We start from the raw sequence: 24,955 nt of genomic DNA, 5'->3' as shown, positions 1-24,955 counted from the left end.
GTCGCCGGGCAGGATCAGGGGCGGCGACGGCCCGGATCGAGGGTCCGCGGCCACGGACGGGGTGCCGGAGGGTCGGTCGGTGAGTACCGGGCCGCCGCGTCCGTGGCGCGGCGGCCCGGCGGGAGCCTGCCGGGCTCAGGCGTTCGTGACCACCAGGGCCACGTTGTGGCCCCCGAAGCCGAACGAGTTGTTCACCACCGCGATGTCGCCGGCGGGCAGGGCCCGGGGGGTGTCGCGCACCAGGTCGAGCACGAGCTCCGGGTCGGGCTGCTCGACGTTGATCGTCGGGGGCGCCTGGCGGTCGCGCACGGCCAGCACGGAGAACACCGTCTCCAGGGCGCCGGCGCCGCCGAGCAGGTGGCCGGTCATCGACTTCGTCGCCGACAGGGCGACGGCGTCCGCGTCCGCGCCGAGCGTCTCGCGGACGCCGCGGGCCTCGATGAGGTCGCCGACGACGGTCGAGGTCGCGTGGGCGTTGACGTGCTTGACGTCGGACGTCGCGACGCCGGCGTCCGACAGCGCCATCCGCATGGCGGCGATCTGGCCGCGGCCGGTCGGCTCGGGGGAGGTGATGTGGTAGCCGTCGGAGGACAGGCCGACGCCCGCGACCTCCGCGTAGACGGTGGCGCCGCGGGCGGCCGCGTGCTCCGCGGACTCCAGCACGACGATGCCGGAGCCCTCGCCGATGACGAAGCCGTCGCGGTCCACGTCGTACGGGCGCGAGGCGCGGGCCGGGTCGTCGGTGCGGGTCGACAGGGTGCGCGACGCGGCGAACGCCGCCATCGGCATCGGGTGGATCGTCGCCTCGGTGCCGCCGGCGATCACGACGTCGGCGCGGCCGCTGCGGATCATCTCGACGCCGTAGCCGATCGCCTCCGCGCCGGACGCGCAGGCCGACACCAGCGCGTGCGCGCCGGCGCGGGCACCGAACTCCAGCTCGACGTACGCGGACGGCGAGTTCGGCATGAGCATAGGGACGGTCATCGGCAGGACGCGGCGGGCGCCCTTCTCGCGCAGCGTGTCCCACGCGTCGAGGGTCGTCCAGATGCCGCCGATGCCGGACGACACCACGACGCCGAGGCGCTCGGGCTCGACCTCCGGGGCGCCGGCGTCGGCCCACGCCTCACGCGACGCGATGATCGCGTACTGCGCGGACGGGTCCATCTTCTTGATCTCGGGCCGAGGGAGGACCTCCTCCGGGCGCACCGCGAGGGTCGCGGCGAAGTCGACCGGCAGCCCGTACGTCTCGGCCCAGTCGTTGTCGAGGGTCCGCGCGCCCGACGTGCCCGCCAGGGCGGCCTGCCAGGTGCTCGGGACGTCCCCGCCGAGCGGGGTCGTGGCGCCGAGTCCGGTGACGACGACTCGCGTGCTGCTCGGAGAGCTCATCGGGTGCTCCTGTGGGTGTCGGGTGACGGGGGTGACGGGTGTGCCGGGACGCGACCGGGGTCCGCGCCGCGGGTGCCTGGACGGCTCCCACGACGCCGGCGCGTGGCCGGCGCGCGGCGCGGACCCCGGTCGGTGAGCCTCAGGCCTGGGCGTTCGAGATGAACGACACCGCGTCGCCGACGGTCGCGAGGTTCTTGACCTCGTCGTCGGGGATGCGGACCTCGAACTTCTCCTCGGCCAGCGTGACGATCGTCATCATCGACAGCGAGTCGATGTCGAGGTCGTCCGTGAACGACTTCTCGGGCAGGACCGAGTCGGTCGGCAGGCCGGTCTCCTCGCTGACGATCTCGGCCAGACCGGCCAGGATCTCCTGCTCGCTGTGCGCCATCGGTGTCTCCTTGGGTGTGTGCTGCGCCGCACCGGGGGTGCGGCGACGGTCGTGCGGTCGATGAACGGTACTGCGGCCGGGCGCCCGCTCAGGGCAGCACGACCACCTGGGCGGCGTAGACGAGGCCCGCGCCGAAGCCGATCTGCAGGGCGAGCGCGCCGCTCGACACCTGGCCCTCGCGCAGGAGGCGCTCCGTCGCGAGGGGGATCGACGCCGCCGAGGTGTTGCCGGTGTCCGCGATGTCGCGGGCCACGGCCACGGTCTCGGGGAGCTTGAGCTGCTTGATCATCTGGTCGATGATCCGCATGTTCGCCTGGTGCGGGATGAACGCGTCGATCTGGTCGGCGGTCACGCCGGCGGCGTCCAGGGCCTTCTGCGCGACGGGGGCCATCTGCCACACCGCCCACTTGAAGACGCTCGGGCCCTCCTGGCGCAGCGTCGGCCAGCCGGCGCCGTTGTCCCGGACGTCGATCCAGGAGTGCGTCTGGCGGATGGCCTGCGCCTGCGCGCCGTCGGAGCCCCACACGGTCGGGCCGATGCCGGGGGTGTCGGACGGGCCGATCACGACCGCGCCGGCGCCGTCGCCCAGCAGGAACGAGATGCTGCGGTCGGTCGGGTCGATGAAGTCGCTCATCTTCTCCGCGCCGATGACGAGCACGTGGCGGGCCGCGCCCGCGCGCACGAGGGCGTCAGCCTGGCCGATGCCGTAGCAGTAGCCGGCGCAGGCGGCCGAGACGTCGAACGCCGCGGCGGGCGTCGCGCCCAGCCGGTCCGCGAGGATCGCGGCGCCCGACGGGGTCTGGTGGAAGTACGTGACCGTCGCCAGGATGACGGCGTCGATGTCGGAGCCCTGCAGGCCGGCGTTCTCGATGGCCTGCCGGCCGGCGCGCTCCGCGAGGTCCAGCACGTCGGTGTCGGCGCCCGCGCGGGTCCGCGTGACGATGCCGGTGCGCTGCCGGATCCACTCGTCGGAGGAGTCGATCGGGCCGACGAGGTCGTCGTTCGGCACGACGTTCTCGCCGCGCGCGGCGCCCAGGCCGAGGATCCGCGTGTGGGCGGGGCCGGTGGCCTGGGTCAGGGTGGGGCGGGTCACTGGGCGTTCTCCCGGGAGTCGTCGGACGGTGCGGGCTGGTCGGGCACCGGGCCACCGGCGGCCGTCAGGTGGCGGGCCACGAGGTCGCGGGCGGCGGGCAGGTCGGCCGGCGACGTGATCGCGACCGTCTCCACCCCGGGCAGGCTACGCCGGGCCAGGCCCTTGAGCACACCTCCCGGGGCGAGCTCCAGCAGGCCGGTGACCCCGAGCTCCGCGAGCGTCGCCTGGCACAGGTCCCAGCGGACCGGCGAGGCGATCTGCGACACCAGGCGCGCCACGACGTCGGCGCCCGTGGCGTCCGGGCCGTACGCCGTGCCGTCGGCGTTGCTCAGCAGGGCGGTGCGGGGCGCCGCGCTCGTCCAGCCGGCGGCGACCGCGCCGAACGCGTCGAGCGCGCTCTGCATGTAGGGGGTGTGGAACGCGCCGGCGACCTGCAGCGGCACGACGCGTGCCCGGGCCGGCGGGTTCTCCTGGAACCGGGCGATGGCCTCGAGCGACCCCGCGGCGACCGTCTGGCCGCCGCCGTTGACGTTCGCCGGCCACAGGCCCGCGGCCTCGATCGCCGCGGCGACCTCGTCCGGGTCGCCGCCCAGCACCGCGGTCATGCCCGTCCGCTCGGCGGCCGCGGCCTCCGCCATGAACCGCGCGCGGTGCGACACCAGGCCCACGGCGCCGGCGTCGTCGAACACGCCCGCCACGGCCGCGGCGGCGAACTCGCCGACGGAGTGGCCGGCGGTCGCGTCCGGCAGCACCGGGGCGCCCGCCTCGTCCTCCAGCGCCCGCAGCGCGAGCAGCGAGGCGGAGACGATCAGCGGCTGGGCGACCGCCGTGTCCCGGATGGTGTCGGCGTCCGACGTCGTGCCGTGGGACGCCAGGTCGACGTCGGCGGCCTCCGACAGGACCGCGAGGCGGTCGGCGGTGCCGGGCAGCTCGAGCCAGGGGGCGAGCATGCCGGGGGTCTGGGCGCCCTGTCCGGGGCAGACGATCGCGAGCACCCGACCACTCTGCCGGGTGCGGCCGGGCCTGCCCGCCCACGACCCGCACCAGGATGCCGACCCGGGCTTGTACCCCTCCCACAACTCCGCGGCGCCGCCCCCCGGCGCCGAGTTCGGCACTTCCTGTGCGAGTTCGGCAGCTGGGACTGCCGAGCTCGCCTGGGACTGCCGAACTCGGCGGGCGCCGGGGTGGGGGTGGGTCAGGGGTGGTCGAGGCGGCCGACCGCCAGGGCCTGCTGCAGGACGTACGCCTCGCGGGGGTCGAGCGGGTCCCATCCGGTGACCTCCGCGACGCGACGGAGGCGGTACCGGACCGTGTTGGGGTGCACGTAGAGGGTGCGCGCGGCGGCCTCCAGCGACCGGCCGGCCGCCAGGTACGCCGTCAGCGTCTCCAGCAGCGACCCGGTGCTGGCGAGCAGCGGGACGTACGCCTGCCGCACCAGCACCTCCCGCGCGGACGCGTCCCCGACGAGCACCCGCTCCGGCAGCAGGTCGTCGGCGAGCACCGGACGCGGCGCCTGCGGCCAGGCGGCGACCGCGGCGAGGCCGGCGAGCGCGGCCCGGGCGGAGCGCGCGGCGTCGGCCAGGTCGTCGCCCGTGGGCCCGAGCACCACGGGACCGGGGCCGAACCGCGGGATGAGCGACGTCGCGGCCTCCCGCAGGTCGCCCGTGCCGCCGAGGAACACCACGAGCCGGTCGCCCTGGATGCCGACCAGCGCGTCGTCGGCGGCCCGCCGGGTGGCGCGCCGCAGGTCCGAGGTCCGGACGTCGTCCAGCGGGGACGCCGTGGTCCCGACGACGACCAGGGTGCGACCGCGGCCGCTCCAGCCGAGCGCCGCGACGCGGGAGCGCAGCGAGTCGTCCACGTCCCCGCGCAGCAGCGCGTCCACGACCAGCGCCTCGAGCCGGGCGTCCCACGCCCCGCGCATCTCGGCGGCCCGGGCGTAGACCTCCGCCGCGGAGAACGCGACCTCGCGGGAGTACCGCAGCACCGCCTCCAGCAGGTCGCGCTCGCCGCCGGGTGCCGCCAGCCGGTTCGCGTGCTCCTCGACGACGTCCACGACGACGCGCACGAGCTGGAGGGTGTGCTGCAGGGAGATGGAGCGGGTCAGCTCCGGCGGGGCGGTCGCGAAGATCTCGCCGACGCCGTGCGGCGGCTTGGAGGGATCGGCGAACCACGTCACGAACGCCGTGATGCCGGCCTGCGCGACGAGCCCGACCCACGACCGGTCGTCGGCCGGCAGCGCCCGGTACCAGTCCAGGTCCTCGTCGAGCCGCCGCATCGCCGCCGCCGCGAGCACGCCGCCGCCCTCGCGCACGCGACGCAGCGTCTCGCCGTTGGTGGCGTCGGGCGCCGTGGCGATGCGGCCGGCGCGCGTGCGGGTGCGGGCGGGGGAGAGCCCCTCCGGCGCGGGTGCCGGCGCGGGCGCCGGCGCGGGTGCGGCGTCGGCGGGGGCGCCCTTGCCGGCTGGTGCGTCCTGCGGTCGTGTCGCGGTCGTCGTCGAGGAGGTCGTCGCGGGTGCCGCGGACGTCCGGCGGGGCTCGGCCATCCCCCGAGCATACGGGGACGGCTTGTGGGGACCCGACAAAGCGTGCGCACGCGTCGCAGCCGCCGGCCGACCGTTCGACCAGTGCGTCGCGGGCCTAGCGGATAGTGTCGCGTCATGGCTCTGCTGTCCCGACTGCGCCGCCTGCTGGGCCGGCCCGCGCCCGCATCCCGTGTCGGCGCCCGTCGTCCGTCCACCACCCAGCGGCACGGCGACGTGCCCCAGGAGGACGCCCTGCGCTCGCGCCTGGGGGACGACCCCAACGACGAGCGCGCGTTCGCCGCGCTGGCCGAGATCGTCCGCCGCCACGCGGTGACGGGCTCCGACGACGACCCCCTGACGGCCGAGGCCGACGACGCCGAGAAGCAGCGTGCGGCCGACCTGGCCGTCTGGTCCCTCGGCGAGGAGCTCGCCGGCAACCCGCGCGCCTGGTACCCGCTGGTCGAGGTCGCCCGGCTGTCCGTGCGCGACGACCTGGAGGGCACGATCCGCCGGCTCACGACCGCCGCGGAGCGCGACCCCTCCGGTCAGGCGCTCGTGGCCGGCCTGCGGCTCCTGCGCGAGGCGGGGCTGCCGGTCGACGCCCTCTCGCTCGGGACGGGCCACTGGCACCCGCGCGAGCACGACCCCGAGGTGGGTCGCGAGCTGGTGCTCGCCGCCGTCGAGGCCGGTCGTCCGATGGACGCCAAGCAGCACCTGGCCTCGCTGGACCTCTACCCGAAGCAGGACGAGATCGCGCACCTGCGGCGCGAGCTGACGCGGCTGGTGGAGCAGGCGGAGCGCAGCGCTGGCGCCTGACCCGCGCGGCGGCGTCCGCCCGACCGCAGCGCCGGCGCCCGACCCGCGCGGCGGCGTCGGCCCGGCCGGAGTGCCGGCGCCCGAACCGCGCGGCGGCGTCGACCCCGGACCTGCCGGGGCACCGCACCTCACCGGTCCCGCACGCACGAGGGGCCCCGCACCGGATCCGGTGCGGGGCCCCTCGTGCGTGTGCCGGGCGGCTCGGTCAGGACTCGCCGCCCGCGTTGCCGGACGTGCCGGCGGTGACGTCGTACAGCCGGTACCGCTCGATGGCCTGCGCCGGGGCCTCCGGCGCGACCTTCCCCTCGCGGACGAGCTGCTGCAGGACGCGGACCACGGTCGACGGGCCGTCGATCTTGAAGTGCCGGCGGGCGGCAGCGCGGGTGTCGGAGAACCCGAACCCGTCGGCGCCGAGCGTGGCGTACCGGCCCGGGACCCACTGCCGCACCTGGTCGGCCACGAGGTGGTCGTAGTCCGTGGTCGCGACGAACGGGCCCTCGGCGCCCTGGAGCTTCGCCGTGAGGTACGGCACCGGCTCCTCCTCGCCCGGGTGCAGGAACGCGTGCTCCTCGGCAGCGAGCGCGTCGCGACGCAGCTCGTTCCAGGAGGTCACGGACCACACCGCGGCCTGGACGCCCCAGTCCTCCGCGAGCAGCTTCTTCGCCTCGAGTGCCCACGGCACCGCCACGCCGGACGCGAGGATCTGGGCGCGCGGCCCGTCGCCCTCCGCCGGGGACAGCAGGTAGATGCCCTTGAGGATCCCCTCGACGTCGACGTCCTCCGGCTCGGCCGGCTGGACGATCGGCTCGTTGTAGACCGTCAGGTAGTAGATGACGTCGGGGTCGCGGCCGTCCTCGCCGTACATCCGCTGGATGCCGTCCTTGACGATGTGCCGGATCTCGTACCCGTACGCCGGGTCGTAGTGCACGACGTGCGGCATGGTCCCGGCGAGCAGCGGGGAGTGGCCGTCGGCGTGCTGCAGGCCCTCGCCGGTCAGCGTCGTGCGACCGGCGGTGGCGCCGACCAGGAACCCGCGGGTCATCTGGTCGCCGGCCGCCCAGAACTGGTCGCCCGTCCGCTGGAACCCGAACATCGAGTAGTAGAAGTAGAACGGGATCAGCGGCTCGCCGTGCGTGGCGTAGGACGTGCCGACCGCCTGGAACGCGGACGCCGACCCGGCCTCGTTGATGCCGGTGTGCATGATCTGGCCGGCCTCGGACTCCTTGTAGGAGAGCATGAGGTCGCGGTCGACGGCGAGGTAGTTCTGCCCGTTGGTGTTGAAGATCTTCGCGCTCGGGAAGATCGAGTCCAGGCCGAACGTGCGGGCCTCGTCGGGGATGATCGGGACCAGGCGCGGCCCGATCTCCTTGTCCTTGATGAGGTCCTTGAACAGCCGCACGAGGGCCATCGTCGTGGCGACCTCCTGGTGCCCCGAGCCCTTCTTCAGCAGCTCGTAGGACTTCTCACCGGGGAGGGTCAGCGGCTTGTGCGTGGTGCGGCGCTCCGGCACGTACCCGCCGAGCGCTCGGCGGCGCTCCTGCAGGTACTGGATCGCCGGGTCGTCCTGGCCGGGGTGGTAGTACGGCGGCAGGTACGGGTTCGCGTCGATCTGCTCGTCCGTGATCGGGATGTGCAGCGAGTCGCGCAGCGTCTTGAGCTCGTCGGCCTTGAGCTTCTTCATCTGGTGCGTGGCGTTGCGCCCGGCGAAGCCCGAGCCCAGGCCGTAGCCCTTGATGGTGTGCGCGAGGATGACGGTCGGCTGGCCGGTGTGCTCCCGCGCCGCCTTGTAGGCCGCGAAGATCTTGCGGTAGTCGTGGCCGCCGCGCTTGAGCGCCCAGATCTCGTCGTCCGTCATGCGCTCGACGAGGGCCTTGGTGCGCGGGTCGCGCCCGAAGAAGTTCTCCCGGATGAACGCGCCGTTCTCGGCCCGGTACGTCTGGAAGTCGCCGTCCGGCGTCGTGTTCATCAGGTGCACCAGGGCGCGGTCCTTGTCCGCGTTGAGCAGGGCGTCCCACTCGCGGCCCCAGATGACCTTGATGACGTTCCAGCCGGCGCCGCGGAACTGCGCCTCGAGCTCCTGGATGATCTTGCCGTTGCCGCGCACCGGGCCGTCGAGCCGCTGCAGGTTGCAGTTGACGACGAACGTCAGGTTGTCGAGGCCCTGCTGCGCCGCGTGCTGCAGCATGCCGCGGGACTCCGGCTCGTCCATCTCGCCGTCGCCGAGGAACGCCCAGACGTCCTGCTGGCTGGTGTCCTTGATGCCCCGCAGGTGCAGGTACTTGTTGGTCCACGCCTGGTAGATCGCCGAGGACGGGCCGAGGCCCATCGACACGGTCGGGAACTCCCAGAAGTCCGGCATCAGCCGCGGGTGCGGGTACGACGGCAGGCCGCCACCCGGGTGCGACACCTCCTGGCGGAAGCCGTCGAGCTGGTGCTCGGTCAGCCGGCCCTCGAGGAACGCGCGGGAGTAGACGCCGGGGGAGGCGTGACCCTGGAAGTAGACCTGGTCGCCGCCGCCCGGGTGGTCCTTGCCGCGGAAGAAGTGGTTGAGGCCCACCTCGTACAGCGTCGCCACCGACGCGTAGGAGGAGATGTGCCCGCCGACCGCCACGCCCGGCCGCTGCGCGCGCGTCACCATGACGGCGGCGTTCCAGCGGTTCCAGGACCGGAACTTGCGCTCCAGCACCTCGTCACCGGGGAAGTACGGCTCCTCGTGCACGCCGATGGTGTTGACGTACGGGGTGTTGAGGTCGGCCGGGATGGCCACGTTCCGCTCGCGCGCCCGCTTCAGCATGCTGAGCAGGACGTACCGCGCCCGGGGACCGCCCTTGTCGTCGATGAGCCCGTCGATGGACTCGACCCACTCGGAGGTCTCCTCGGGGTCCACGTCCGGTACCTGGCTCAGCAGGCCGTTGATGAGCGGCCCGCGCTCGTCCTTCGAAGCCACCAGTGCTCCTCGCCTCTCCACGCGGGGGCCGGTCGGCCCCGGTGCGCATCTCGGCCCGCCGGTGTGCGCGCGACGTTCGGTGCGCCTCGCCACCGGGCGGGTAGTAGGACCATTGTCCGCCCCCCGGGAGGTGAAAGTCTCCCCGTCCACACCCCGGGTTGCGTGACGTCCGTGACAATCGTGCCTGACCAGGCCCGCCGACGTGGCGCCGGTCACCTCACGTCGTCCCCAGGGCGGCGCGCCGGGGTTGCCAGGCGCGGCGGCGGTGCGGTGGGCTACCGTTCGGTGATCGAACGGCAGGCCGCCGCTCCCACGGGACGGCGGCCCGGACGGAAGGAACGGGTCGGGACGTGGCATCCAGCACGGACGACGCCTCCCAGGGGGCGGGTCGTCTCGGGTTCACCTCGGGGCAGGTGGTCCAGGAGTTCGGGTACGACGACGACGTCGACGAGGACCTGCGCTCCGGACTGGAGGACATCACCGGCGCCGAGCTGGTCGACGAGGACTACGACGACGTGGTCGACGGCGTGGTCATCTGGTTCCGCGACGAGGACGGCGACCTGGCCGACACCCTCATGGACGCCATGACCGTCCTGGACGACGGCGGCGTCATGTGGGTGCTCACGCCGAAGCCCGGGCGCGGCGGCCACGTCGGCCACGACGACATCGAGGAGGCCGCCACCACGGCCGGCCTGCACGCGACCAGCACGTTCTCCATCGCGGGGGACTGGTCCGCCACCCGGCTGGGCAGCCGCGGCCGCGGTCGCTGACGTCGTGACCGGCGGTCCGCTCCCCGAGGGCGCGGTCGCGCCGGTCGTCACGCTGCCCGACACCCACGGCGCGTCCGTGACCGTGGGCGGGCCGGCTGCGTCGGCGACTCTGCTGGTCTTCGTGCCGTTCGCGTTCTCGCGCACCTGCACGGCGGAGCTGACGGAGCTGCAGGACGGGCTCGAGGAACTGCGCGGCGCGGGCGTGCGCGTGCTCGCGGCGTCCTGCGACCCGGTGTTCGCGCTGCGCGCCTGGGCCGAGCAGGACGGGTACCGGTTCGACCTGCTGTCGGACTTCTGGCCGCACGGCGCCGCCGCCCGCGCGTACGGGGTGTTCGACGACGCGCAGGGCTTCGCGCGGCGCGGGTCGTTCCTGCTCGACGCCGACGGGGTGGTGCGGTGGACGCTCGTGCACCCCGGGGGGCAGGCGCGGCCGTTCGCGGCGTACCGCGAGGCGGTCGCGGGGCTCTGACCCGCGCCGGGGGCGTGCGGCGGGCGGGCGCGCCGGAGGCGCGCGGCGAGAGGCCACCTCCCGGGGTGCCCGGTCGCGCGCGACGCCCGGCTGCTGGCCTCTCGGCGCCGTCGGCCGCTGGGGCGGCCGCCGGGGAGGGTCGTCGAGGACGGCACCGGTAGGCTGACGCACCGCACACGAGGGGCCTGTAGCTCAGTTGGTCAGAGCGCCGCGCTTACACCGCGGAGGTCGCCGGTTCGAGACCGGCCGGGCCCACCGACCGACCGACCTACCGCCCGCCCCCTCCCACCCGATCCCGGACGGCTCGCTCGTCACGACCCGGCGTCGGCTCACTCGTGCACGTCGATCCCCCAGGTCAGGGCAAGGGACGCACGTCCCGGTTCGGGATCGTCCCGTCTTGTCCCGAATTGCCCCGGCGGGTCGCGTGGCAATCGGGTGATGTCCCAGGGCGTTGCCTGGTTTGTCCCTGAAGTGTGCCTGTGGCAACCCTGTACGACGCTAGCGTCTGAGCCGCCCGCAGCGCCGTGACCTGCGCGGGCGTCCCTCCGCGCTTCCTCAGGAGCCTCTCCATGTCCTCCTCCGGACCCCAGTACCCCGTCGTCGAGCCCGCCCCCGACCCGGCCGCACCTGCGGCACCGGCGGCGCAACCCGTTCCCGGCCCCACCGCCCCGGGACCCCTGCCCACCGCCCTCCGCGCGCTGCGCGCCGTCCTCGCCGGCATCTGGCAGGGCGACCCGGTCACCTCGCTGCGGATCGCCGCGCACCACAGCGCCCGCAGCCTCCTGCTGTGGTGGCTGGTCCTGCTCGCCAACGGGGTCCTCGCGGGGATGCTCGTCGCGTCGTTCGTCGCGAAGTCCGCCCAGGGCGCCGCGTCGGTGACGAACAGCCTGCTCGACCCCTTCACCGGCGGGTACACCTCGTCGTACGTCGACGACGCGTTCTCCGTCCCGGTCTCCACGCTGCTCGGCGTGATCGTGACGGTCGCGCTCCTGGTCGTCGCGGTCCTCGTGCTGCGGACGGTGACGGTGTTCTGGACGTTCGGGGTGCGCGGTGCCCGGGGCCGCTTCCGGGACGCGGCGGCCGTGGTCGCGACCTCCGCGTCGGCCACGCCCGTGCTCCTGGCCGTCGCCTGGGTGCTCTCGCTGATCCCCGGGGCCGGTGGCGCCCTGCTCGCGCTGGCCGTGCTCGCGGTCGGCGGACTGGGGCTGGCCGTGGTCTCCGAGGCCCTCGTGTACGTCGGGCTGAACCGCACGGTGCGGTTCACGAAGAGCCCGCTCGTCCCGCACGCGTCGCTGACCGTCGCCCACGTGGCGCTGTGCATGACGCTGTTCGGGATCGCCAACGTCGTCGCGCTCGCGTCGCTGCTCGGATGAGCGCCCTCCCGGCGACGGCGCGCGCCCGTTCGCGCCGCAGGACGCCTGTGCTGGCGGTGCTGGTCGTCGCGCTGGTCGCGGTCCTGTCCGCGTGCGGCGCACGGGTCGACACCGTGTTCACGCTCGACGACGGCCCGTCGGGGTCGCGCGTGATGACCCTGACGCTGTCGCGGTCCGACCTGGACCAGTACGTCAGCGGCGGGGTGGCGGCGCTCGAGGCCAGCATCCAGAACCACAAGCCGGCGGAGCTCGACTACGCGGGCACCACCGTGACCGAGGAGGCCGCGACCGCGACGTTCACCCTGACCTTCGACTCGGCGGACGCCTACCGTGAGAAGGTCGCCGCGGTGCTCGCGGCCGGCGGGCGGACCGAGCCGCCGACCATCGGCCTGACCACCGAGGACTCGCTGTTCCTGCGGGGTGCGGCGATCGAGGAGGACTTCACGTCGCTCGAGCTGCTGCAGTGGCTGGCCGACGGGTTGGTCGCGGACGGGACCGTGTCCGCGGACAACGAGGGCAACATCCTGGAGTCCGGCGACACCCAGGTCGTGTACCGCGGCGAGACCACGTCCGCCTACCAGCCGATCTCGTTCGCGGACATCACCGACAACGGCGTGACGCAGGTGCAGCTCACCACGTGGCTCGGCGGTGACGGCGGGTACCGGCGGGCGGTGGACATCCGGATGCCGGAAGCCGCGTACGCGTCGGACCCCGAGGCGTTCGACGCGTACGTCGCCGGGGTCGTCCCGGACGGCGGGGAGCTGACTGTCGCCGACTCCGACGGCTCGTCGTACGGCTGGGTCGTGACGTTCGCCGCGGACGACGCCGCCACGCTCGCGACCATGACCGACCAGGTGCTCGGGTCGGACGGGACCGAGTTCTCGGTCACCGAGGAGCAGGACGCCCAGAACCCCACCCGGCGGCACACCGAGGTCGTCGACGTCGTCAGCTGCGACGCGATCTGCTCGCCCGAGGCGGCCCCGGTGGTGAGCACCCTCGTCGCCCCGTCCGGGTGGGAGGTCGGCAGCACCTCCGCGGACGCGACGGTCGAGGTGACCGACGAGGGCGTGGCGGTCACGCACCGGCCGACGTCGACGCCGGTGGCGTTCGACCACGCGATCCCGTTCGAGTCGATCCACGTCTCGACCACGATCGGGTTCGACCGGTCCGTCGAGCAGACGCTCACGTTCGACGTCTCCGACGAGGACGTCGCGGCGGCGGGCGACGGGTTCGAGCGTCTGCTCACCCCCGCGGACGGCGCCGGCGAGCTCACGACCAGCAGCGCGGACGGCACGACGAGCTACGTGCTGGTGTTCAGCGCGCAGGACGTGGACGACTACAACACCCAGATCGCGTCGCTCTCGCCAGGGGCCTCTCTCGACCTGTCCCCGGCCGAGGGCGACGGGTTCTGGTGGTCGCGGTACCGGGTGCACCTCGACCTGGATCTCGCGGGGTCGGTGGCCTCCGGAGGGGTCGCGAGCCCGATCAGCTACGAGACCCGGGTGCCGTTCGGCTACACGATCTCCGAGCAGGACTCCGCGGTCGGGGACGCGGGCACCGTCGACGGCCGCGTCGCGACCGCCGTCGGGCTGGGCGCCTCGGACCCGGTCTCCTCGATCGCCGTCTCCGGTCCGACGCTCGCGGTGCTGATCCTGGTCGGCGTGCTGCTGGTGCTGGGGCTCGTGGTCGTGGTGGCGCTCGTGGTCTTCCGGCAGCGCGTCGGTGCGTGGATCGACGTGCGGGTCGCGCGGCGTGCGGAGAAGGCCGCCGCACGCGCGGCCGCCGCACCGGCGGCGGAGCTGCCGGTCCTCGGCGGTGGTCCGCGCGGCGACACTGCGGGGCAGCCCGGCACGGGCGAGCAGCACGCGGGGCCGCCGGTGCTGGTGGGCCCGGCGGCGGAGCAGTTCAGCGAGGCCGACCTGGTGTAGGGCGCCCGAGCGCGCGTGCGGCGGGTCCCGGTGCATGGCCGGGGCCCGCCGCACGGACGTCCGGCGCCCGACCGGCGGGAGCCGGTGCGAGACTCTCCGGGCCACCGTCACCGGCGGGGCACCCCGTCACCCCGGGTGCTCGCCGCGGGCGCGGGCGTCCACGCCTGTCGCGGTCCCGTGGTGGGCGTGCTGCTGCTCGCACGGCGGGCGTGGCGCTCCCGGTCCTGACGCGTTCGCCACGGCCGATCCCCACCGGGGCCGGGTGCGTGTCATGACGTCGTGACGCGCACCTCCGCCCAGGTCCGGCCGAGCAGCCGCGCGAGACGCCCGGCCTCCGCGGTCAGCTCGTCGTGCGGCGGCGACCCCGCCTCCGCGAACCACGTCACGTCGAGCACGTCCGGCCGGGCGGCCCAGGTGCCGGTGACGACGCCGCCGCGGAGCACCAGCGCCGCCCCGCGGGTCACGCCCGCCCGGCGCTCCGGCGGGACGACCCGGGTGTCCGAGGTCCCGGGGCCCAGCACCCACTGGTCGTGCCCCGCCAGCAGCGTCACGGTGTCCGACGGCTCGGCCGCCTCGACCTCGGCGACGTGCTCGCGCAGCAGCAGCGCGGGCCCGCCGTCCAGGTCGACCTCCGTGGCGGCGTCGCGCAGCACGTCGTCCGTCCAGCGCTCCACCCGAGCGCGTCCCGCGCTGAGACCGTCCGCGAGCCAGTAGCGCAGGTTCGCCCGCGTGGCCGGGCCGTACGCCCCGAGGTACGCGACCACCGCGCGGCGGCCGGCGTCGTCCAGCTCGGGCAGCCCGCCCCACGCCGGGCTCGCCGACGGGGACGCGATCGTCGGTGTCCCGTCCACGACCGGCCCGAAGCACAGCTCGCCGTGCCACGCGATCGGCTTGAGCAGGGTCATGCTCGGGTGCAGCAGCGGCCCCCGCAGGTGTGCGAACCGCGGGGCGGCGGCGACGGCGTCCGCGAACGCCTCCCGGGTGAGGGGGCCGTCGACGAGCGCCGCGTGCACGGCGTCGAGCAGCGCCGGCCAGTCCTCCGGTGCGAGGTCGTAGTGCTCCTGCCAGGACCGCAGCGCCCACTGCCGGCTCGCGGTGCGCACGCGCAGGGACACGCCGGCGTCGGCGGCCGCGAGCAGGTGCGACGAGCCCCGGAAGGCGAACGTGCGCAGGAGGTCGCCGTCGCGCACCGCGTCCGCGACGGCGCCGGGCACCGGGTCGGCGAGCCGCCGACGGACGGCGAGCTCGGCGTCGCCGGACCACGCAGGGACGGCGCCCAGCCGGCGCACGACGTCCACGGCGGACGCCGCACCGGACACCAGGTGCTGCCGGTGCAGGCGCCACGCCAGCGCCTGCGCGGACGTGATCGTCATGCGCAGCACCGTAGGCGCGGGGTCCGACACCGCGAGGACCGTGAGCGCACGCCCGGGGCGACGCGGGAACGCGACGACACAGGCCCCGGAACCGCCGGACCCGCCACCCCCTGCGTCGCTACGGTGGGGCCATGTCGCGACGTTCCGGTGGTCAGGTCCTCGTCGGTGCCCTGCTCGTGCTCGCCGGCGCGGTGCTGCTGCTCGACCGGCTCGACGTCCTGCGGGCGTCGAACGTGTGGTCGGTGCTCGTGCCGACGGCCGTGGTCGCGGTCGGCGCCGCCGCCCTGGCGCTCGTGCCGCGGGCGTGGTTCGGGCCGGTGATCGTCATCGCCGCCGGTGGGCTCTGGCTGCTCGACGCCCTGGACGTCGTGCAGGAGAGCCCGTGGACCTTCGCGCTCCCGGTGGCGGTCGCCGTCCTGGGGCTGTCGATCCTGCTGGCGTCGACCGCCGGGGGCGACGACGCGGACCGGGTGCGGCTGTTCGTGTTCTTCTGGGGCGGGGACCGTCGGTCGCTGTCCCAGCAGTTCCGGTCGGCGTCGCTCACGGCGGTGTTCGGCGGCATCGACCTCGACCTGCGGGCCGCGGCCGTCCAGGGCCGGGCGCGCGTCGACATCTTCACCATGTTCGGCGGCGTCGAGATCAAGGTGCCGCCGACCTGGCGGGTGCAGATGGTGACGCTGCCCGTCTTCGGCGGCACGGACGACAAGACCGTGGCGCCGCTCGCGCCCGACGCGCCGGTGCTGGAGGTGCACGCGGTCACGATCTTCGGCGGCGCGACCCTCAAGCACGGCAAGCCGCTCGCGCAGCAGCCGTTCGACGCCGCGACGCAGCCGCCGTACGGCACCCCGGGGGTGCCGCCCTCGGACCGGCCGGGCCAGCCGTACGCCTGACGCGCGCCGCGGGGGCACCGGGCGGTCCGACACGTGCCCGGCGGCGTGGCCGACCACGATCCTGGCGGCGCCACGGCCGGGCGCCCGCCGGGCTCAGCTCGGCCCGCGCATCATCCCCGTGGCCATCCACGTCCCGGACGTCGGCTCGTACACCCGCCGGTCCGCGCCGCAGCGCGCGCACACCTCGGTGACCGCCTCCGGCCCGCCCTGGTCGGGGTTGCGCTCGACGAGCCACGCATGCCGTCCGAACCGGCACCTCAGAGATCGCATGGCTGCCCCCTTCACGTCGTCGTGGTCCGGCCAGCGTCCCGCGTGGCGTCGGCGCCGGTCAAGGGCCCGTCACCCGGCCGCGCGGGCCGGGACCGAGGCGGCGATCCCGGCGGCCCAGCCCGGGGCGCGCCGTCCGCGCGGCGGGACGAGCGGGGCGGGGTCCACGCCGGCGGCCGCGAGCAGCCACGCGACGACGGAGTTCGAGTTCCACATGTCGCCGCAGCGCAGGGCGTCGCGACCCCACACGTGCCGCGGCACCGCCGGGGCGGCGGCGAGCAGGGCGCGGACGGGCACCTCCCCGGACGCGACGGTGCGGCGCTCCACGGCCCACGCGAGGTCGGGCACCGTGCCGCCGCGCCAGCACCGGACCTCGTAGCGGAACCACCTGCTGCGGCCCAGGACCCGCGCGCCGACCGGCCCCTGCGCCACGACACCGCGGTCGCCGGGCGGCTGGCCCCAGACGGGGGTCACCTCCACGACGGTGGTGCCGCCGTCGTGCGTCAGCAGCAGCGCTGCGTGCACCAGCGCGCACGGCGCCCGGTGGTCCCGGCGCGCGAGCAGCGCCTCGTACGCGCGACCGCTCGCGCGGACGACGGGGGAGCCGCCCGCGCCGAGCGGGATCCACGCGAGCTCGATGGCGAGGTCGTCCACCCGTCCATCCCGCCACACGCCGCCCTGCGCGCGCCACGGACCCAGGGCCCAGGGTGCCGCCGGCGGCCCGGGTGCCCCGGGCGACCAGGCGCTGCCGGCGGCCCGGTGCGCTCACTCCCCGGGGTGCACGGGCTCCACCAGCTCCGGGCCGTCGTTCGCGACGTTCCCCACCGCGCGCCCGACCTCGCGCGGCGTCAGGTGCGGCTCGGGGACGTGGACGAGCATCGCGCCGACCTCGTCCGCCGCGGTGGTCGACGGGTCCAGCCAGTCGTCCCACAGCGGGCGGGGGAGCAGCACGGGGCAGCGGTCGTGGATGTGCCCGAGGGTGTCGGCCGCGGGCCGCGTGATGATGGTGACGGACCACAGCCAGCGGTCGGGGTCGTCGTCCGCCTTGGTGTGGTCCCGCCACAGCTCGTACAGCCCGGCGGCCGCGAGCGGCTCGGCCCCGTGCAGGAAGTACGGCGTCTTCGGGCCGCGCTCATGCGCCTGCCACTCGTAGTACCCGTCCATCGGCACGAGCGCCCGCCGGCGCGCGGCGGCCTTCCGGAACGCCGGCTTCTCCAGGACCGTCTCGGAGCGCGCGTTGATCATGCGGGAGCCGATCGACACGTCCTTCGCCCACGACGGCACCAGGCCCCAGCGGGCGGTGCGCAGCTGGCGCTGCGGCCGGTCGTCCTCGACGCGCTCGAGCACCACGGGGACGTCCTGCGTCGGCGCGACGTTCCAGGACGGGCCGCGGTGCTCGCCGAGGATCCTGTCGACGGCGAGGTCGCGCTCGAGCTGGTCGGCGGCGCGGGTCTGCGCGTAGCGGCCACACATGGGGCCAGTGTGCGGCCCGCCACCGACACGCGGCCACCGCACCGGTCGTAGGCTGCGCTCGTGCGCGCGACCCTCATCCACGGCCCCCACGACGTCCGCCTCGAGCAGGTCCCCGACCCGACGCTGCAGCGCCCCACCGACGCCCTCGTGCGCGTCGTCGCGGCCTGCGTGTGCGGCTCCGACCTGTGGCCCTACCGGGGCGTCCGCCCGACGCGCGAGCCGCGCCGCATCGGGCACGAGTTCGTCGGCGTGGTCGAGGAGGTCGGCGCGGACGTCCGGACCCTGCGGCCCGGGCAGTTCGTGGTCGCGCCGTTCATGGTCTCGGACAACACCTGCGTGCACTGCCGCAACGGCGTGCACACGTCGTGCGAGCGGTCGAGCGGCTGGGGCGGGCCGGACGCCGAGGGCGTGTTCACGGACGCGGGCCAGGGCGAGTACGTCCGCGTGCCGCTCGCCGACGGCACCCTCGTCGCGATGCCCGACCACCCGGACGACGACCTGCTGCCCAGCGTCCTGGCGCTGACCGACGTGATGGGCACGGGGCACCACGCGGCCCTGTCGGCGGGCGTGCGGCCGGGCTCGACGGTCGCGGTGGTCGGGGACGGCGCGGTCGGTCTGTGCGCCGTGCTCGCGGCGCGCCGGCTCGGTGCGGAGCGGGTGGTCGCGATGTCCCGGCACGCCCCGCGGCAGGCGCTGGCGCGCGAGTTCGGCGCGACCGACGTGGTCGCGGAGCGCGGCGACGAGGGCGCGGCGGCGGTCCTGGACCTGCTCGGCGGCGTGGGCCCGGACCAGGTGCTCGAGTGCGTCGGGACCAAGGAGTCCATGCAGCAGGCGCTCGACACGGCGCGGCCGGGCGGGCGAGTCGGGTTCGTCGGCGTCCCCGCCGGCGGACCGGAGCTGCCCGTGCAGCAGATGTTCGGGACCAACGTCGGCGTCTGCGGCGGTGTCGCCCCGGTGCGTGCGCACCTGGAGGAGCTCGCGCGCGACGTCTGGTCCGGGGCGATCACGCCGGGGAGGGTCTTCGACCTGGTGCTCCCGCTGGACCAGGTGGCCGAGGGCTACGCGGCGATGGACGAGCGGCGCGCGATCAAGTCGATGCTGCTGCCCTGACCCGCCCTGGGGACCACGCGCCGCGGGCCCGCGTCCGCGGGTAGGTTCGGCGACGTGGACCAGCCCGAGCACGACAGCCCTCCCACCCCGACCTCCGGCGCCGCGAGCGCGCCCGTCGCGACGCTCGCCGACGTCGTGCGGCTGCTGGAGCGCCGGTACCCGCCGGGCTCCGCCGAGTCCTGGGACCGCGTCGGCCTCGTCACCGGCGACCCCGACCAGCCGGTGCGCAAGGTGCTGCTGGCGGTCGACCCGGTCGCGGCGGTCGTCGACGAGGCCGTCGCGTGGGGTGCGGACCTCGTCGTCGTGCACCACCCGCTGCTGCTGCGCGGCGTGCACTCCGTCGCGGCGACCACCGCGAAGGGCGCGCTGCTGCACCGGCTGATCCGCGCCGGCATCGCGCTGTACGCCGCGCACACCAACGCGGACGCGGCGGTCGGCGGGGTCGCGGACGAGCTCGCCCGGCTGCTGGGCCTCCAGGACGCGCGCCCGCTGGTCCCCGCGCCGGCGCAGGCGCTGGACAAGCACGTCGTCTTCGTCCCCGCGGCCGACGCGGAGCGGCTCGTGGACGCGCTGGCCGCCGCGGGCGCCGGCGCGCTGGGGGAGTACCGCCGGTGCGCGTGGACCGCCACCGGCGAGGGGACGTTCACGCCGACCGAGGGGGCGTCGCCCGCGATCGGCCGGGCGGGCGAGGTCGCGCACGTCGTCGAGGCGCGCGTCGAGATGGTCGCCCCGCGCCGGTCGCGGGCGGCCGTCGTGGCGGCGATGCGGGCCGCCCACCCGTACGAGGAGCCGGCGTTCGACGTGCTGGAGCTCGCGCGCCGGGACGGTGCCACCGGCACGGGGCGCGTCGGGCACCTCCCCGAGCCGCTCACGCTGCACCGGTTCGCCGAGCGCGTCGCCGCGGCGCTGCCCGCCACCGTCCAGGGCATCCGGTACGCCGGGCCGCGCGACGCGACGGTCCGCACGGTCGCCGTCGTCGGCGGCGCGGGCGACTCGCTGTTCGACGCGGTGCGCGCGTCCGGCGCCGACGTCTACGTCACCGCCGACCTGCGCCACCACCCCGCGTCCGAGCTGCGCGAGCAGGCCGAGTTCGCCGCCCGCGGCGCCGCCGCCAGCCCGCCGTACCTCGTCGACGCCGCGCACTTCGCGTCGGAGTGGCCGTGGCTGCCCGGGGCGGAGCGTGACCTGCGCGCCGACCTGGCCGCGCACGGCACTACGGTGGACACGCGCGTCAGCACCGTGCGCACCGACCCGTGGACCGGCCGCGTCCCGGCGGACCCCCGCAGCACCGACCCGTCGGAAGGACACCACCCGTGACCAAGGCGACCCCGCAGGACCAGAAGCGGCTGCTCGACCTCCAGGCGCTCGACACCCGGCTCGACCAGATCGCGCACAAGCGGGCCGCGCTGATGAAGCACGCGAGGATCGCCGAGCTCGACGCCCAGCTCGCCGACCTGGACACCGCCATCGCCGCCTCCCGCACCGCCGTCGGCGACATCCGCCGCGAGGTCACCAAGGCCGAGGCGGACGTCCAGCAGGTGCGCGACCGCGCCGCACGGGACCAGGCCCGGCTCGACTCCGGCGCGGGCTCCGCGAAGGACCTCCAGGCGCTGCAGAGCGAGCTGGCGTCGCTGGCCCGCCGTCAGGGCGACCTGGAGGACGTCGAGCTGGAGGCGATGGAGCGGCTCGAGGCCCACGAGGCGGCGCTCGGCGAGCTCACCACCGCCCACGCCGCGCTGCTCAACGAGCGGGCCGGGGTCGCCGCCGAGCGGGACGCCGAGGTCGAGGTGCTCGACCAGCAGGCCGTGCAGGTGCGGGCCGAGCGCGACGCGATGGCCGCGCCCCTGGAGGAGCGGCTGATCCAGCTGTACGACCGGCTGCGCTCGCGGCTCGGCGGGGTCGCCGTGGCCGCGCTGCGCCGGGGCCGGTCCGAGGGCAGCGGCCTGCCGGTCCCCGCCACCGAGCTGGCCAAGATCAAGGCCACCCCCGAGGACGAGATCGTGTACTGCGAGGACTCCGGCCGCATCCTCGTGCGCGGCGAGGACGCGTACTGATGGCGGCCGACGGACCGGGCCCGGGCAGCACGTCCGCGCCGCTGGAGCCCGGGGCCGGCAGCCCCGCGCCGTCGCGGCGGCCCGTCCGGCCGTCCGGCGCCGGCGTGCGGTTCGACGACGCGCTGCCGACGACGGTCATCCTCGTCCGGCACGGCGAGACCGAGATGACGGTCTCGCGCGGGTACTCCGGCTCGTCGGAGCCCGGCCCGTCGCTGACGGACCGCGGCCGGGAGCAGGCTGCGGCGGCGGGGGAGCTGGTCTGCCGCGTCGGTCACGACCTGTGGGGCGACATCCCGTTCCCCACCGAGCTGATCGCCTCGCCGATGGTCCGGACGCAGGAGACGGCGGCCGTGATCGGGCAGAAGCTCGGCCTCACGCCGCGGGTCGACGCCGCGTTCCAGGAGGCCGACTTCGGCGCCTGGCAGGGGCTCACCGCCGAGCAGATCGAGGAGCGCTGGCCCGGGCAGCTCGAGCCGTGGCACACCCGCGCGGACGTGCGGCCCGAGGGCGGCGAGTCCATCGCGGACGTCGGGCGGCGCATCGGCGCGGGGCTCGACGGGCTGCTCGCCGCGGGCACCGACCGGACCGTCGTGGTCGTCTCGCACGCCGTGGCGATCCGCGCGGCGCTCGGTCGCACCATGGGCGCGCAGCCCGGCTCGTGGAGCCAGCTCCGCGTCGCCCCGGCGTCGGTCAGCATCATCCGGCTGTTCGAGGACAAGCGGGACGAGGTCGCCGTGGCCGGTGCGCCGAGCGAGGGGTGGACCGGGCGGGGCTGAGCCGGGCGCTCCCTGCGCGCCGCGTCAGGCGACGACGAGCGACAGCGTCGCCGCGCCCGTCGCCGGCGCGTCCAGCTCCACCGCGAGCAGCTCGGTCCCGACCAGCTCGGACGCCGCCCGGGCGAGCTCCTGGGCCGTCCGTGGCTCGCGCCCGCGGCGCGTCACCAGGTGGCGGGTCAGCACCCCGCGGGTGTGCTTCGCGTGGTGCGACACCACCGAGCGGTGCCCCGCGACCTCACGCAGCACCCGCACCTGCACCCACGTCCGGTGCACGTCCCGTGCCGGCCGCCATGCCGCGAGGTAGGTCGCCGACCGGCAGTCCACGACCAGCTCCCCGGACGCCGCGCGCGGGTCCAGCACCCCCCGAAGCGGCTCCCGCCAGGTCGCCGCGAGCGGCCCGGCACCGGGCAGGTCGACGCCCATCGACAACCGGTACGCCGGGATCGGGTCCTCCGGGCCGACCAGCCCCCACAGCCCCGACACCACCCCGACCGACGCGGCCGCGCGCCGCCGCGCCGCCGGCGTCAGCCGGTCCAGCCCCGCCGCCGCGTACAGCACGCCGGTGTACACCCGCTTCGCCGCCGCCGTCGGAGCCTCCCGCAGGGCGGTGTTGCGGGCGACCTCGTCCGCGATCCCCGCACCCACGCCCAGCACCTCCGCCGCGTCCGGCCGCGCGCTCACCGCGACCAGCGCGTCCAGCACCCGCTCCCGCACCGGCGTGAGCACCGGCTCCGACAGGGCGGACAGGTCCAGGCGGTCGCCCCGCACGGGAGCGGTCTTGCCCTCGGAGGGCGGCAGGAGGATCAGCACGCCCCGCACTGTAGGCGGCGCTCGGCGGGTCCGCGGACCGGGTAGGCTGGGGCCGCGGATGAGCTGGCCAGGCGGCCGCGTCGAGCCGGAAGGCTCGCCGAGGAACGTCCGGGCTCCACAGGGCAGGGTGGTGGGTAACACCCACCCGGGGTGACCCGCGGGACAGTGCCACAGAGAACAGACCGCCCCCGCACGACCTCCGGGCCGTGAGGGGGTAAGGGTGAAACGGTGGTGTAAGAGACCACCAGCGTGCCGGGTGACCGGCACGGCTCGGTAAACCCCACCCGGAGCAAGGCCAGACAGGGAGCGTTCGAGGGCTGCCCGCCCGAGCTCCCGGGTAGGCCGCTGGAGGCGCACGGCGACGTGCGTCGTAGATGGATGGCCGCCACCCGTGCGGGGGCAACCGCGCACGGGGACAGAACCCGGCGTACCGGCCAGCTCATCCGCACCGTCCGGTCGCCGACCCGCGCGGCGACCGTGGCAGCCGTCGGGTCGGCGCTCAACCCGACCGGACGCGCCGGAACACGCACGCCCACGTGACGACTCTGCGACGATGGCGGGATGGAGCGGCGAGGCACGGGACGACCGTGGGCGATCACCCTCGTGGTCGTGCTGCTGCTCGCGATCGGGTGGGCGGTGGCCCCGACGATCACGCTCGTCGTCGGCCTTGTGGCAGCGGCGCTCGCGGTTCCCGTCGGCATCGTCCTGGTCGCGACGGCGGCGTTGTCGCGGCGCTGACCGGCCGACCGTCCGCGGCGCTGCGCGGGCGGCCCCCCGTCCCAGGGAGCGCCGTCGTCGCCTCGCACGTCCGCCCGCGCCCGGGCGCGGGCGCGGGCGGCGACGGCGCGGGAGGGCGTGGTGTCGCCGCGTCGCCGCCGACCGTGTCATCCGGCCCTCCGCAGCCGTGGGAGACTCCTCTCCCCGACTGGAGGTGCCCCGTGCCCGAGATGGACGACCGCGACGAGACGTTCGCGTTCCTGGACGCGTTCGCCCGCCAGGCCGCGGAGCGTGTCGGGGTGCCGACCGAGTGCAGCATCATCCTGCGCCAGCGCGACCTGCTGCAGTACGTCGCGAGCAGCGGCGAGCGGGCCGCGGAGTGTGACCGGGTGGAGGTCGAGGAGGCCGACGGGCCCTGCGTGTCGGCCCTGCAGCAGCTGCGCGGGGAGCTGGTGCTGGACATCGCCGCGGACGAGCGCTGGCCGGCGTGGCGGACGGTCGCGCTCGAGCGGGGCTTCCGGTCGGCGGCGGCGCTGCCGGCGCAGGTCGACGCCGACTCGACGCTCGCGCTGAACCTGTACGCGGACGTCGTCGACCCGTGGGACCGGGACACGCTGGTCGCGATGGACCGGTTCGCCCAGGAGATCGCGGAGGCCGTGCGGACCCGGGGCCTCGTGCTCCCGGTGCAGGAGCCCGACCGCCTGCCCTGACCGGGACGCCCGGGGACGCCCGGTGCGGCGTCCCGGACGGCGGCGACGTCAGTACGCCCCGAACACCTGCACGCCGTAGTACCGGTTGCCGACCTTCACCGCGCCGATGCCGATGCGGTTGTACGACGCGTTGAGCATGTTCGCGCGGTGCGGTGCGGAGTTCTTCCACTGCGTGTAGAGGGTGACGCCGCTCGTGGAGTTCATCGCGATGTTCTCGCCCGCCATGCGCCAGCCGGACGGGATCTGCCGGGAGAAGCTCGGGTTGTGGCGGAAGTCGCCCGTGGTCGCCATGCGGGTGGCCCACGCGGCGGCCACGGCGTCCATCTTCGCGCTGCGGACCAGCGGGCGCTTGCCGGCTCCGGAGCGCAGCGCGTTGGTGCGCTGGAGGATGGTCTTCTCGGACGCGTCGGCGTTGGTGACGGGGGGCTTCGTCGCGGCGGGCACGGCCGTCACCGCCGGGGCCGTGGCGGCGACCGCGGGCAGGGCGGCCGCGGGGCCGGTGGCCGCGAGCAGGCCCGCGAGGGCGAGGGTGCTGGTGAGCCGCAGGCGCTGGCGCAACGGGGGTCCTCCCGGGACGGCGGTCGCACGACCGGGCGGTCGCCGGCGGTCGGGGTCTGCTGGGGCGGTGCGGTGGGACGTGCCGGTGTGGTGCGCCCGGCGGGGGCTGCCACCGAGCGGCCGGCCCGCCCGGATCGTAGCCTGGGCTGACCGGCCCGACGAAGGAGCTGTGATGACCGACACACTCTTCCGGATGACCCGGATCGCGGCGGACGAGGCGGCGGACGCCCGTGGCGTCGCGGAGCTCGCGGAGCGGCTCGCCCACGACCCGAGCGCGCGCTACGAGGGCGCCGTGCCGGACACCGTGGGAGCCGTCGAGCGCGGGGTGCTGTCGTGGGGCGCCCGTCCGGGCTCGCCGCGCGAGCACCACGCGGCCGTGACGCTGGAACGCCTGTCCTGAGCGGGGCCGACGCCCGGCCGGCGCGCTGAGCAGTGGCCGCGGCCGGCCCGCGCGTGAGCCGCACCCATGCGCCTCGGCCGGTGCGTGAGCCGCGCCCGCCGGCCTGGGCCCGCGCGTGAGCCG

Annotated in this window: 25 protein-coding genes, 1 tRNA gene and 1 other RNA gene; 15 read left to right on the top strand and 12 right to left on the bottom strand. The window is 75.6% G+C overall.

The window, feature by feature from the left end; all coding sequences use genetic code 11:
- Nucleotides 1-135: 135 nt before the first annotated feature.
- The 5 genes from P9841_RS03415 to P9841_RS03395 form a co-directional block, all read right to left on the bottom strand.
- Nucleotides 136-1,386 carry a beta-ketoacyl-[acyl-carrier-protein] synthase family protein gene (locus tag P9841_RS03415; protein ID WP_283320703.1) on the bottom strand — a complete coding sequence of 417 codons (1,251 nt, stop codon included), beginning with the start codon at nucleotides 1,384-1,386 and terminating at the stop codon, nucleotides 136-138.
- A gap of 139 nt (nucleotides 1,387-1,525) precedes the next feature.
- Nucleotides 1,526-1,774, bottom strand: coding sequence for an acyl carrier protein (locus P9841_RS03410; RefSeq protein ID WP_146838928.1), 249 nt, complete (start codon nucleotides 1,772-1,774; stop codon nucleotides 1,526-1,528).
- 88 nt (nucleotides 1,775-1,862) lie between these two features.
- A complete protein-coding gene (locus P9841_RS03405) occupies nucleotides 1,863-2,867 on the bottom strand; it encodes a beta-ketoacyl-ACP synthase III (protein WP_283320702.1) in 1,005 nt (334 codons plus the stop codon).
- Nucleotides 2,864-3,862 carry an ACP S-malonyltransferase gene (locus P9841_RS03400; protein ID WP_283320701.1) on the bottom strand — a complete coding sequence of 333 codons (999 nt, stop codon included), beginning with the start codon at nucleotides 3,860-3,862 and terminating at the stop codon, nucleotides 2,864-2,866. Before P9841_RS03400 ends, P9841_RS03405 begins: the two co-directional genes overlap by 4 nt.
- 200 nt (nucleotides 3,863-4,062) lie before the next feature.
- Nucleotides 4,063-5,412, bottom strand: coding sequence for a PucR family transcriptional regulator (locus P9841_RS03395; protein ID WP_283320700.1), 1,350 nt, complete (start codon nucleotides 5,410-5,412; stop codon nucleotides 4,063-4,065).
- Between the two features lie 114 nt (nucleotides 5,413-5,526).
- Here P9841_RS03395 and P9841_RS03390 point away from each other — a divergent pair, with 114 nt between their 5' ends.
- A complete protein-coding gene (locus P9841_RS03390) occupies nucleotides 5,527-6,207 on the top strand; it encodes a hypothetical protein (RefSeq protein WP_283320699.1) in 681 nt (226 codons plus the stop codon).
- Between the two features lie 205 nt (nucleotides 6,208-6,412).
- Here the strand turns inward: P9841_RS03390 and aceE are convergent, their stop codons facing one another.
- Entirely contained in the window at nucleotides 6,413-9,154 is a 2,742-nt protein-coding gene (gene aceE, locus P9841_RS03385; RefSeq protein WP_283320698.1) for a pyruvate dehydrogenase (acetyl-transferring), homodimeric type, read from the bottom strand.
- 350 nt (nucleotides 9,155-9,504) lie between these two features.
- Between aceE and P9841_RS03380 the strand changes: the two genes are divergently transcribed.
- From P9841_RS03380 to P9841_RS03360, 5 genes are all read left to right on the top strand, one after another.
- Nucleotides 9,505-9,924 (top strand): DUF3052 domain-containing protein, encoded by a 420-nt coding sequence (locus P9841_RS03380; protein ID WP_222172034.1) that lies wholly within the window; start codon nucleotides 9,505-9,507, stop codon nucleotides 9,922-9,924.
- A gap of 4 nt (nucleotides 9,925-9,928) precedes the next feature.
- Nucleotides 9,929-10,393 carry a redoxin domain-containing protein gene (locus tag P9841_RS03375; protein WP_283320697.1) on the top strand — a complete coding sequence of 155 codons (465 nt, stop codon included), beginning with the start codon at nucleotides 9,929-9,931 and terminating at the stop codon, nucleotides 10,391-10,393.
- 181 nt (nucleotides 10,394-10,574) lie between these two features.
- A tRNA-Val gene (locus tag P9841_RS03370) sits at nucleotides 10,575-10,648 on the top strand.
- A 314-nt stretch (nucleotides 10,649-10,962) separates the two neighbouring features.
- Nucleotides 10,963-11,766 (top strand): hypothetical protein, encoded by an 804-nt coding sequence (locus tag P9841_RS03365; RefSeq protein ID WP_283320696.1) that lies wholly within the window; start codon nucleotides 10,963-10,965, stop codon nucleotides 11,764-11,766.
- Nucleotides 11,763-13,694, top strand: coding sequence for a hypothetical protein (locus P9841_RS03360; protein WP_283320695.1), 1,932 nt, complete (start codon nucleotides 11,763-11,765; stop codon nucleotides 13,692-13,694). Before P9841_RS03365 ends, P9841_RS03360 begins: the two co-directional genes overlap by 4 nt.
- Nucleotides 13,695-13,963: 269 nt before the next feature.
- Here the strand turns inward: P9841_RS03360 and P9841_RS03355 are convergent, their stop codons facing one another.
- On the bottom strand, nucleotides 13,964-15,067 hold the full coding sequence (locus tag P9841_RS03355; RefSeq protein WP_283320694.1) for a DNA glycosylase AlkZ-like family protein: 1,104 nt from the start codon (nucleotides 15,065-15,067) through the stop codon (nucleotides 13,964-13,966).
- Nucleotides 15,068-15,198: 131 nt separating this feature from the next.
- Between P9841_RS03355 and P9841_RS03350 the strand changes: the two genes are divergently transcribed.
- Complete coding sequence (locus P9841_RS03350; protein ID WP_283320693.1) at nucleotides 15,199-15,957, top strand: LiaF transmembrane domain-containing protein; 759 nt, start codon at nucleotides 15,199-15,201, stop codon at nucleotides 15,955-15,957.
- Between the two features lie 93 nt (nucleotides 15,958-16,050).
- Here the strand turns inward: P9841_RS03350 and P9841_RS03345 are convergent, their stop codons facing one another.
- The 3 genes from P9841_RS03345 to P9841_RS03335 all read right to left on the bottom strand — a co-directional run bounded on the left by P9841_RS03345 (nucleotide 16,051) and on the right by P9841_RS03335 (nucleotide 17,697).
- Nucleotides 16,051-16,227, bottom strand: coding sequence for a hypothetical protein (locus tag P9841_RS03345; protein ID WP_283320692.1), 177 nt, complete (start codon nucleotides 16,225-16,227; stop codon nucleotides 16,051-16,053).
- 69 nt (nucleotides 16,228-16,296) lie between these two features.
- Nucleotides 16,297-16,878, bottom strand: coding sequence for a hypothetical protein (locus P9841_RS03340; protein WP_283320691.1), 582 nt, complete (start codon nucleotides 16,876-16,878; stop codon nucleotides 16,297-16,299).
- Between the two features lie 111 nt (nucleotides 16,879-16,989).
- On the bottom strand, nucleotides 16,990-17,697 hold the full coding sequence (locus P9841_RS03335; protein ID WP_283320690.1) for an SOS response-associated peptidase: 708 nt from the start codon (nucleotides 17,695-17,697) through the stop codon (nucleotides 16,990-16,992).
- Between the two features lie 60 nt (nucleotides 17,698-17,757).
- On the opposite strand from P9841_RS03335, the gene P9841_RS03330 reads away from it, so the two are divergent.
- From P9841_RS03330 to P9841_RS03315, 4 genes are all read left to right on the top strand, one after another.
- Nucleotides 17,758-18,807 (top strand): zinc-dependent alcohol dehydrogenase family protein, encoded by a 1,050-nt coding sequence (locus tag P9841_RS03330; RefSeq protein ID WP_283320689.1) that lies wholly within the window; start codon nucleotides 17,758-17,760, stop codon nucleotides 18,805-18,807.
- Between the two features lie 135 nt (nucleotides 18,808-18,942).
- Nucleotides 18,943-20,124 (top strand): Nif3-like dinuclear metal center hexameric protein, encoded by a 1,182-nt coding sequence (locus P9841_RS03325; RefSeq protein WP_283321843.1) that lies wholly within the window; start codon nucleotides 18,943-18,945, stop codon nucleotides 20,122-20,124.
- On the top strand, nucleotides 20,121-20,861 hold the full coding sequence (locus P9841_RS03320; protein ID WP_283320688.1) for a zinc ribbon domain-containing protein: 741 nt from the start codon (nucleotides 20,121-20,123) through the stop codon (nucleotides 20,859-20,861). Before P9841_RS03325 ends, P9841_RS03320 begins: the two co-directional genes overlap by 4 nt.
- Nucleotides 20,861-21,637 (top strand): histidine phosphatase family protein, encoded by a 777-nt coding sequence (locus P9841_RS03315; protein ID WP_283320687.1) that lies wholly within the window; start codon nucleotides 20,861-20,863, stop codon nucleotides 21,635-21,637. Before P9841_RS03320 ends, P9841_RS03315 begins: the two co-directional genes overlap by 1 nt.
- A 24-nt stretch (nucleotides 21,638-21,661) precedes the next feature.
- On the opposite strand, the gene P9841_RS03310 is transcribed toward P9841_RS03315, so the two are convergent.
- On the bottom strand, nucleotides 21,662-22,447 hold the full coding sequence (locus P9841_RS03310) for a YaaA family protein (RefSeq protein ID WP_283320686.1): 786 nt from the start codon (nucleotides 22,445-22,447) through the stop codon (nucleotides 21,662-21,664).
- A 59-nt stretch (nucleotides 22,448-22,506) separates the two neighbouring features.
- Here P9841_RS03310 and rnpB point away from each other — a divergent pair.
- The 3 genes from rnpB to P9841_RS03295 all read left to right on the top strand — a co-directional run bounded on the left by rnpB (nucleotide 22,507) and on the right by P9841_RS03295 (nucleotide 23,874).
- Nucleotides 22,507-22,893, top strand: an RNA gene (rnpB, locus tag P9841_RS03305) — RNase P RNA component class A.
- Between the two features lie 115 nt (nucleotides 22,894-23,008).
- Entirely contained in the window at nucleotides 23,009-23,185 is a 177-nt protein-coding gene (locus tag P9841_RS03300) for a hypothetical protein (protein WP_283320685.1), read from the top strand.
- 209 nt (nucleotides 23,186-23,394) lie between these two features.
- Complete coding sequence (locus tag P9841_RS03295; protein WP_349306951.1) at nucleotides 23,395-23,874, top strand: GAF domain-containing protein; 480 nt, start codon at nucleotides 23,395-23,397, stop codon at nucleotides 23,872-23,874.
- A gap of 48 nt (nucleotides 23,875-23,922) precedes the next feature.
- Here P9841_RS03295 and P9841_RS03290 read toward each other — a convergent pair whose 3' ends face one another.
- Complete coding sequence (locus tag P9841_RS03290; protein ID WP_283320683.1) at nucleotides 23,923-24,432, bottom strand: CAP domain-containing protein; 510 nt, start codon at nucleotides 24,430-24,432, stop codon at nucleotides 23,923-23,925.
- 172 nt (nucleotides 24,433-24,604) lie between these two features.
- Here P9841_RS03290 and P9841_RS03285 point away from each other — a divergent pair, with 172 nt between their 5' ends.
- Nucleotides 24,605-24,832, top strand: a complete 228-nt coding sequence (locus P9841_RS03285; RefSeq protein WP_283320682.1) for a hypothetical protein — start codon at nucleotides 24,605-24,607, stop codon at nucleotides 24,830-24,832.
- Nucleotides 24,833-24,955: the final 123 nt, after the last annotated feature.

The sequence above is a fragment of the Cellulomonas sp. ES6 genome, assembly GCF_030053835.1.
Taxonomy (GTDB): Bacteria; Actinomycetota; Actinomycetes; order Actinomycetales; family Cellulomonadaceae; genus Cellulomonas.
The sequence above is the reverse complement of the archived record's forward strand: the minus strand, read 5'-3'. Positions and strand labels throughout refer to the sequence as shown.

What these genes read in the sequence shown, in the direction of transcription:
- P9841_RS03415 (WP_283320703.1), bottom strand. Translation starts at nt 1,386, where the DNA reads ATGAGCTCTCCGAGCAGCACGCGAGTCGTCGTCACCGGACTCGGCGCC.
- P9841_RS03410 (WP_146838928.1), bottom strand. Translation starts at nt 1,774, where the DNA reads ATGGCGCACAGCGAGCAGGAGATCCTGGCCGGTCTGGCCGAGATCGTC.
- P9841_RS03395 (WP_283320700.1), bottom strand. Translation starts at nt 5,412, where the DNA reads ATGGCCGAGCCCCGCCGGACGTCCGCGGCACCCGCGACGACCTCCTCG.
- P9841_RS03390 (WP_283320699.1), top strand. Translation starts at nt 5,527, where the DNA reads ATGGCTCTGCTGTCCCGACTGCGCCGCCTGCTGGGCCGGCCCGCGCCC.
- P9841_RS03365 (WP_283320696.1), top strand. Translation starts at nt 10,963, where the DNA reads ATGTCCTCCTCCGGACCCCAGTACCCCGTCGTCGAGCCCGCCCCCGAC.
- P9841_RS03360 (WP_283320695.1), top strand. Translation starts at nt 11,763, where the DNA reads ATGAGCGCCCTCCCGGCGACGGCGCGCGCCCGTTCGCGCCGCAGGACG.
- P9841_RS03355 (WP_283320694.1), bottom strand. Translation starts at nt 15,067, where the DNA reads ATGACGATCACGTCCGCGCAGGCGCTGGCGTGGCGCCTGCACCGGCAG.
- P9841_RS03350 (WP_283320693.1), top strand. Translation starts at nt 15,199, where the DNA reads ATGTCGCGACGTTCCGGTGGTCAGGTCCTCGTCGGTGCCCTGCTCGTG.
- P9841_RS03345 (WP_283320692.1), bottom strand. Translation starts at nt 16,227, where the DNA reads ATGCGATCTCTGAGGTGCCGGTTCGGACGGCATGCGTGGCTCGTCGAG.
- P9841_RS03335 (WP_283320690.1), bottom strand. Translation starts at nt 17,697, where the DNA reads ATGTGTGGCCGCTACGCGCAGACCCGCGCCGCCGACCAGCTCGAGCGC.
- P9841_RS03315 (WP_283320687.1), top strand. Translation starts at nt 20,861, where the DNA reads ATGGCGGCCGACGGACCGGGCCCGGGCAGCACGTCCGCGCCGCTGGAG.
- P9841_RS03300 (WP_283320685.1), top strand. Translation starts at nt 23,009, where the DNA reads ATGGAGCGGCGAGGCACGGGACGACCGTGGGCGATCACCCTCGTGGTC.
- P9841_RS03295 (WP_349306951.1), top strand. Translation starts at nt 23,395, where the DNA reads ATGGACGACCGCGACGAGACGTTCGCGTTCCTGGACGCGTTCGCCCGC.
- P9841_RS03285 (WP_283320682.1), top strand. Translation starts at nt 24,605, where the DNA reads ATGACCGACACACTCTTCCGGATGACCCGGATCGCGGCGGACGAGGCG.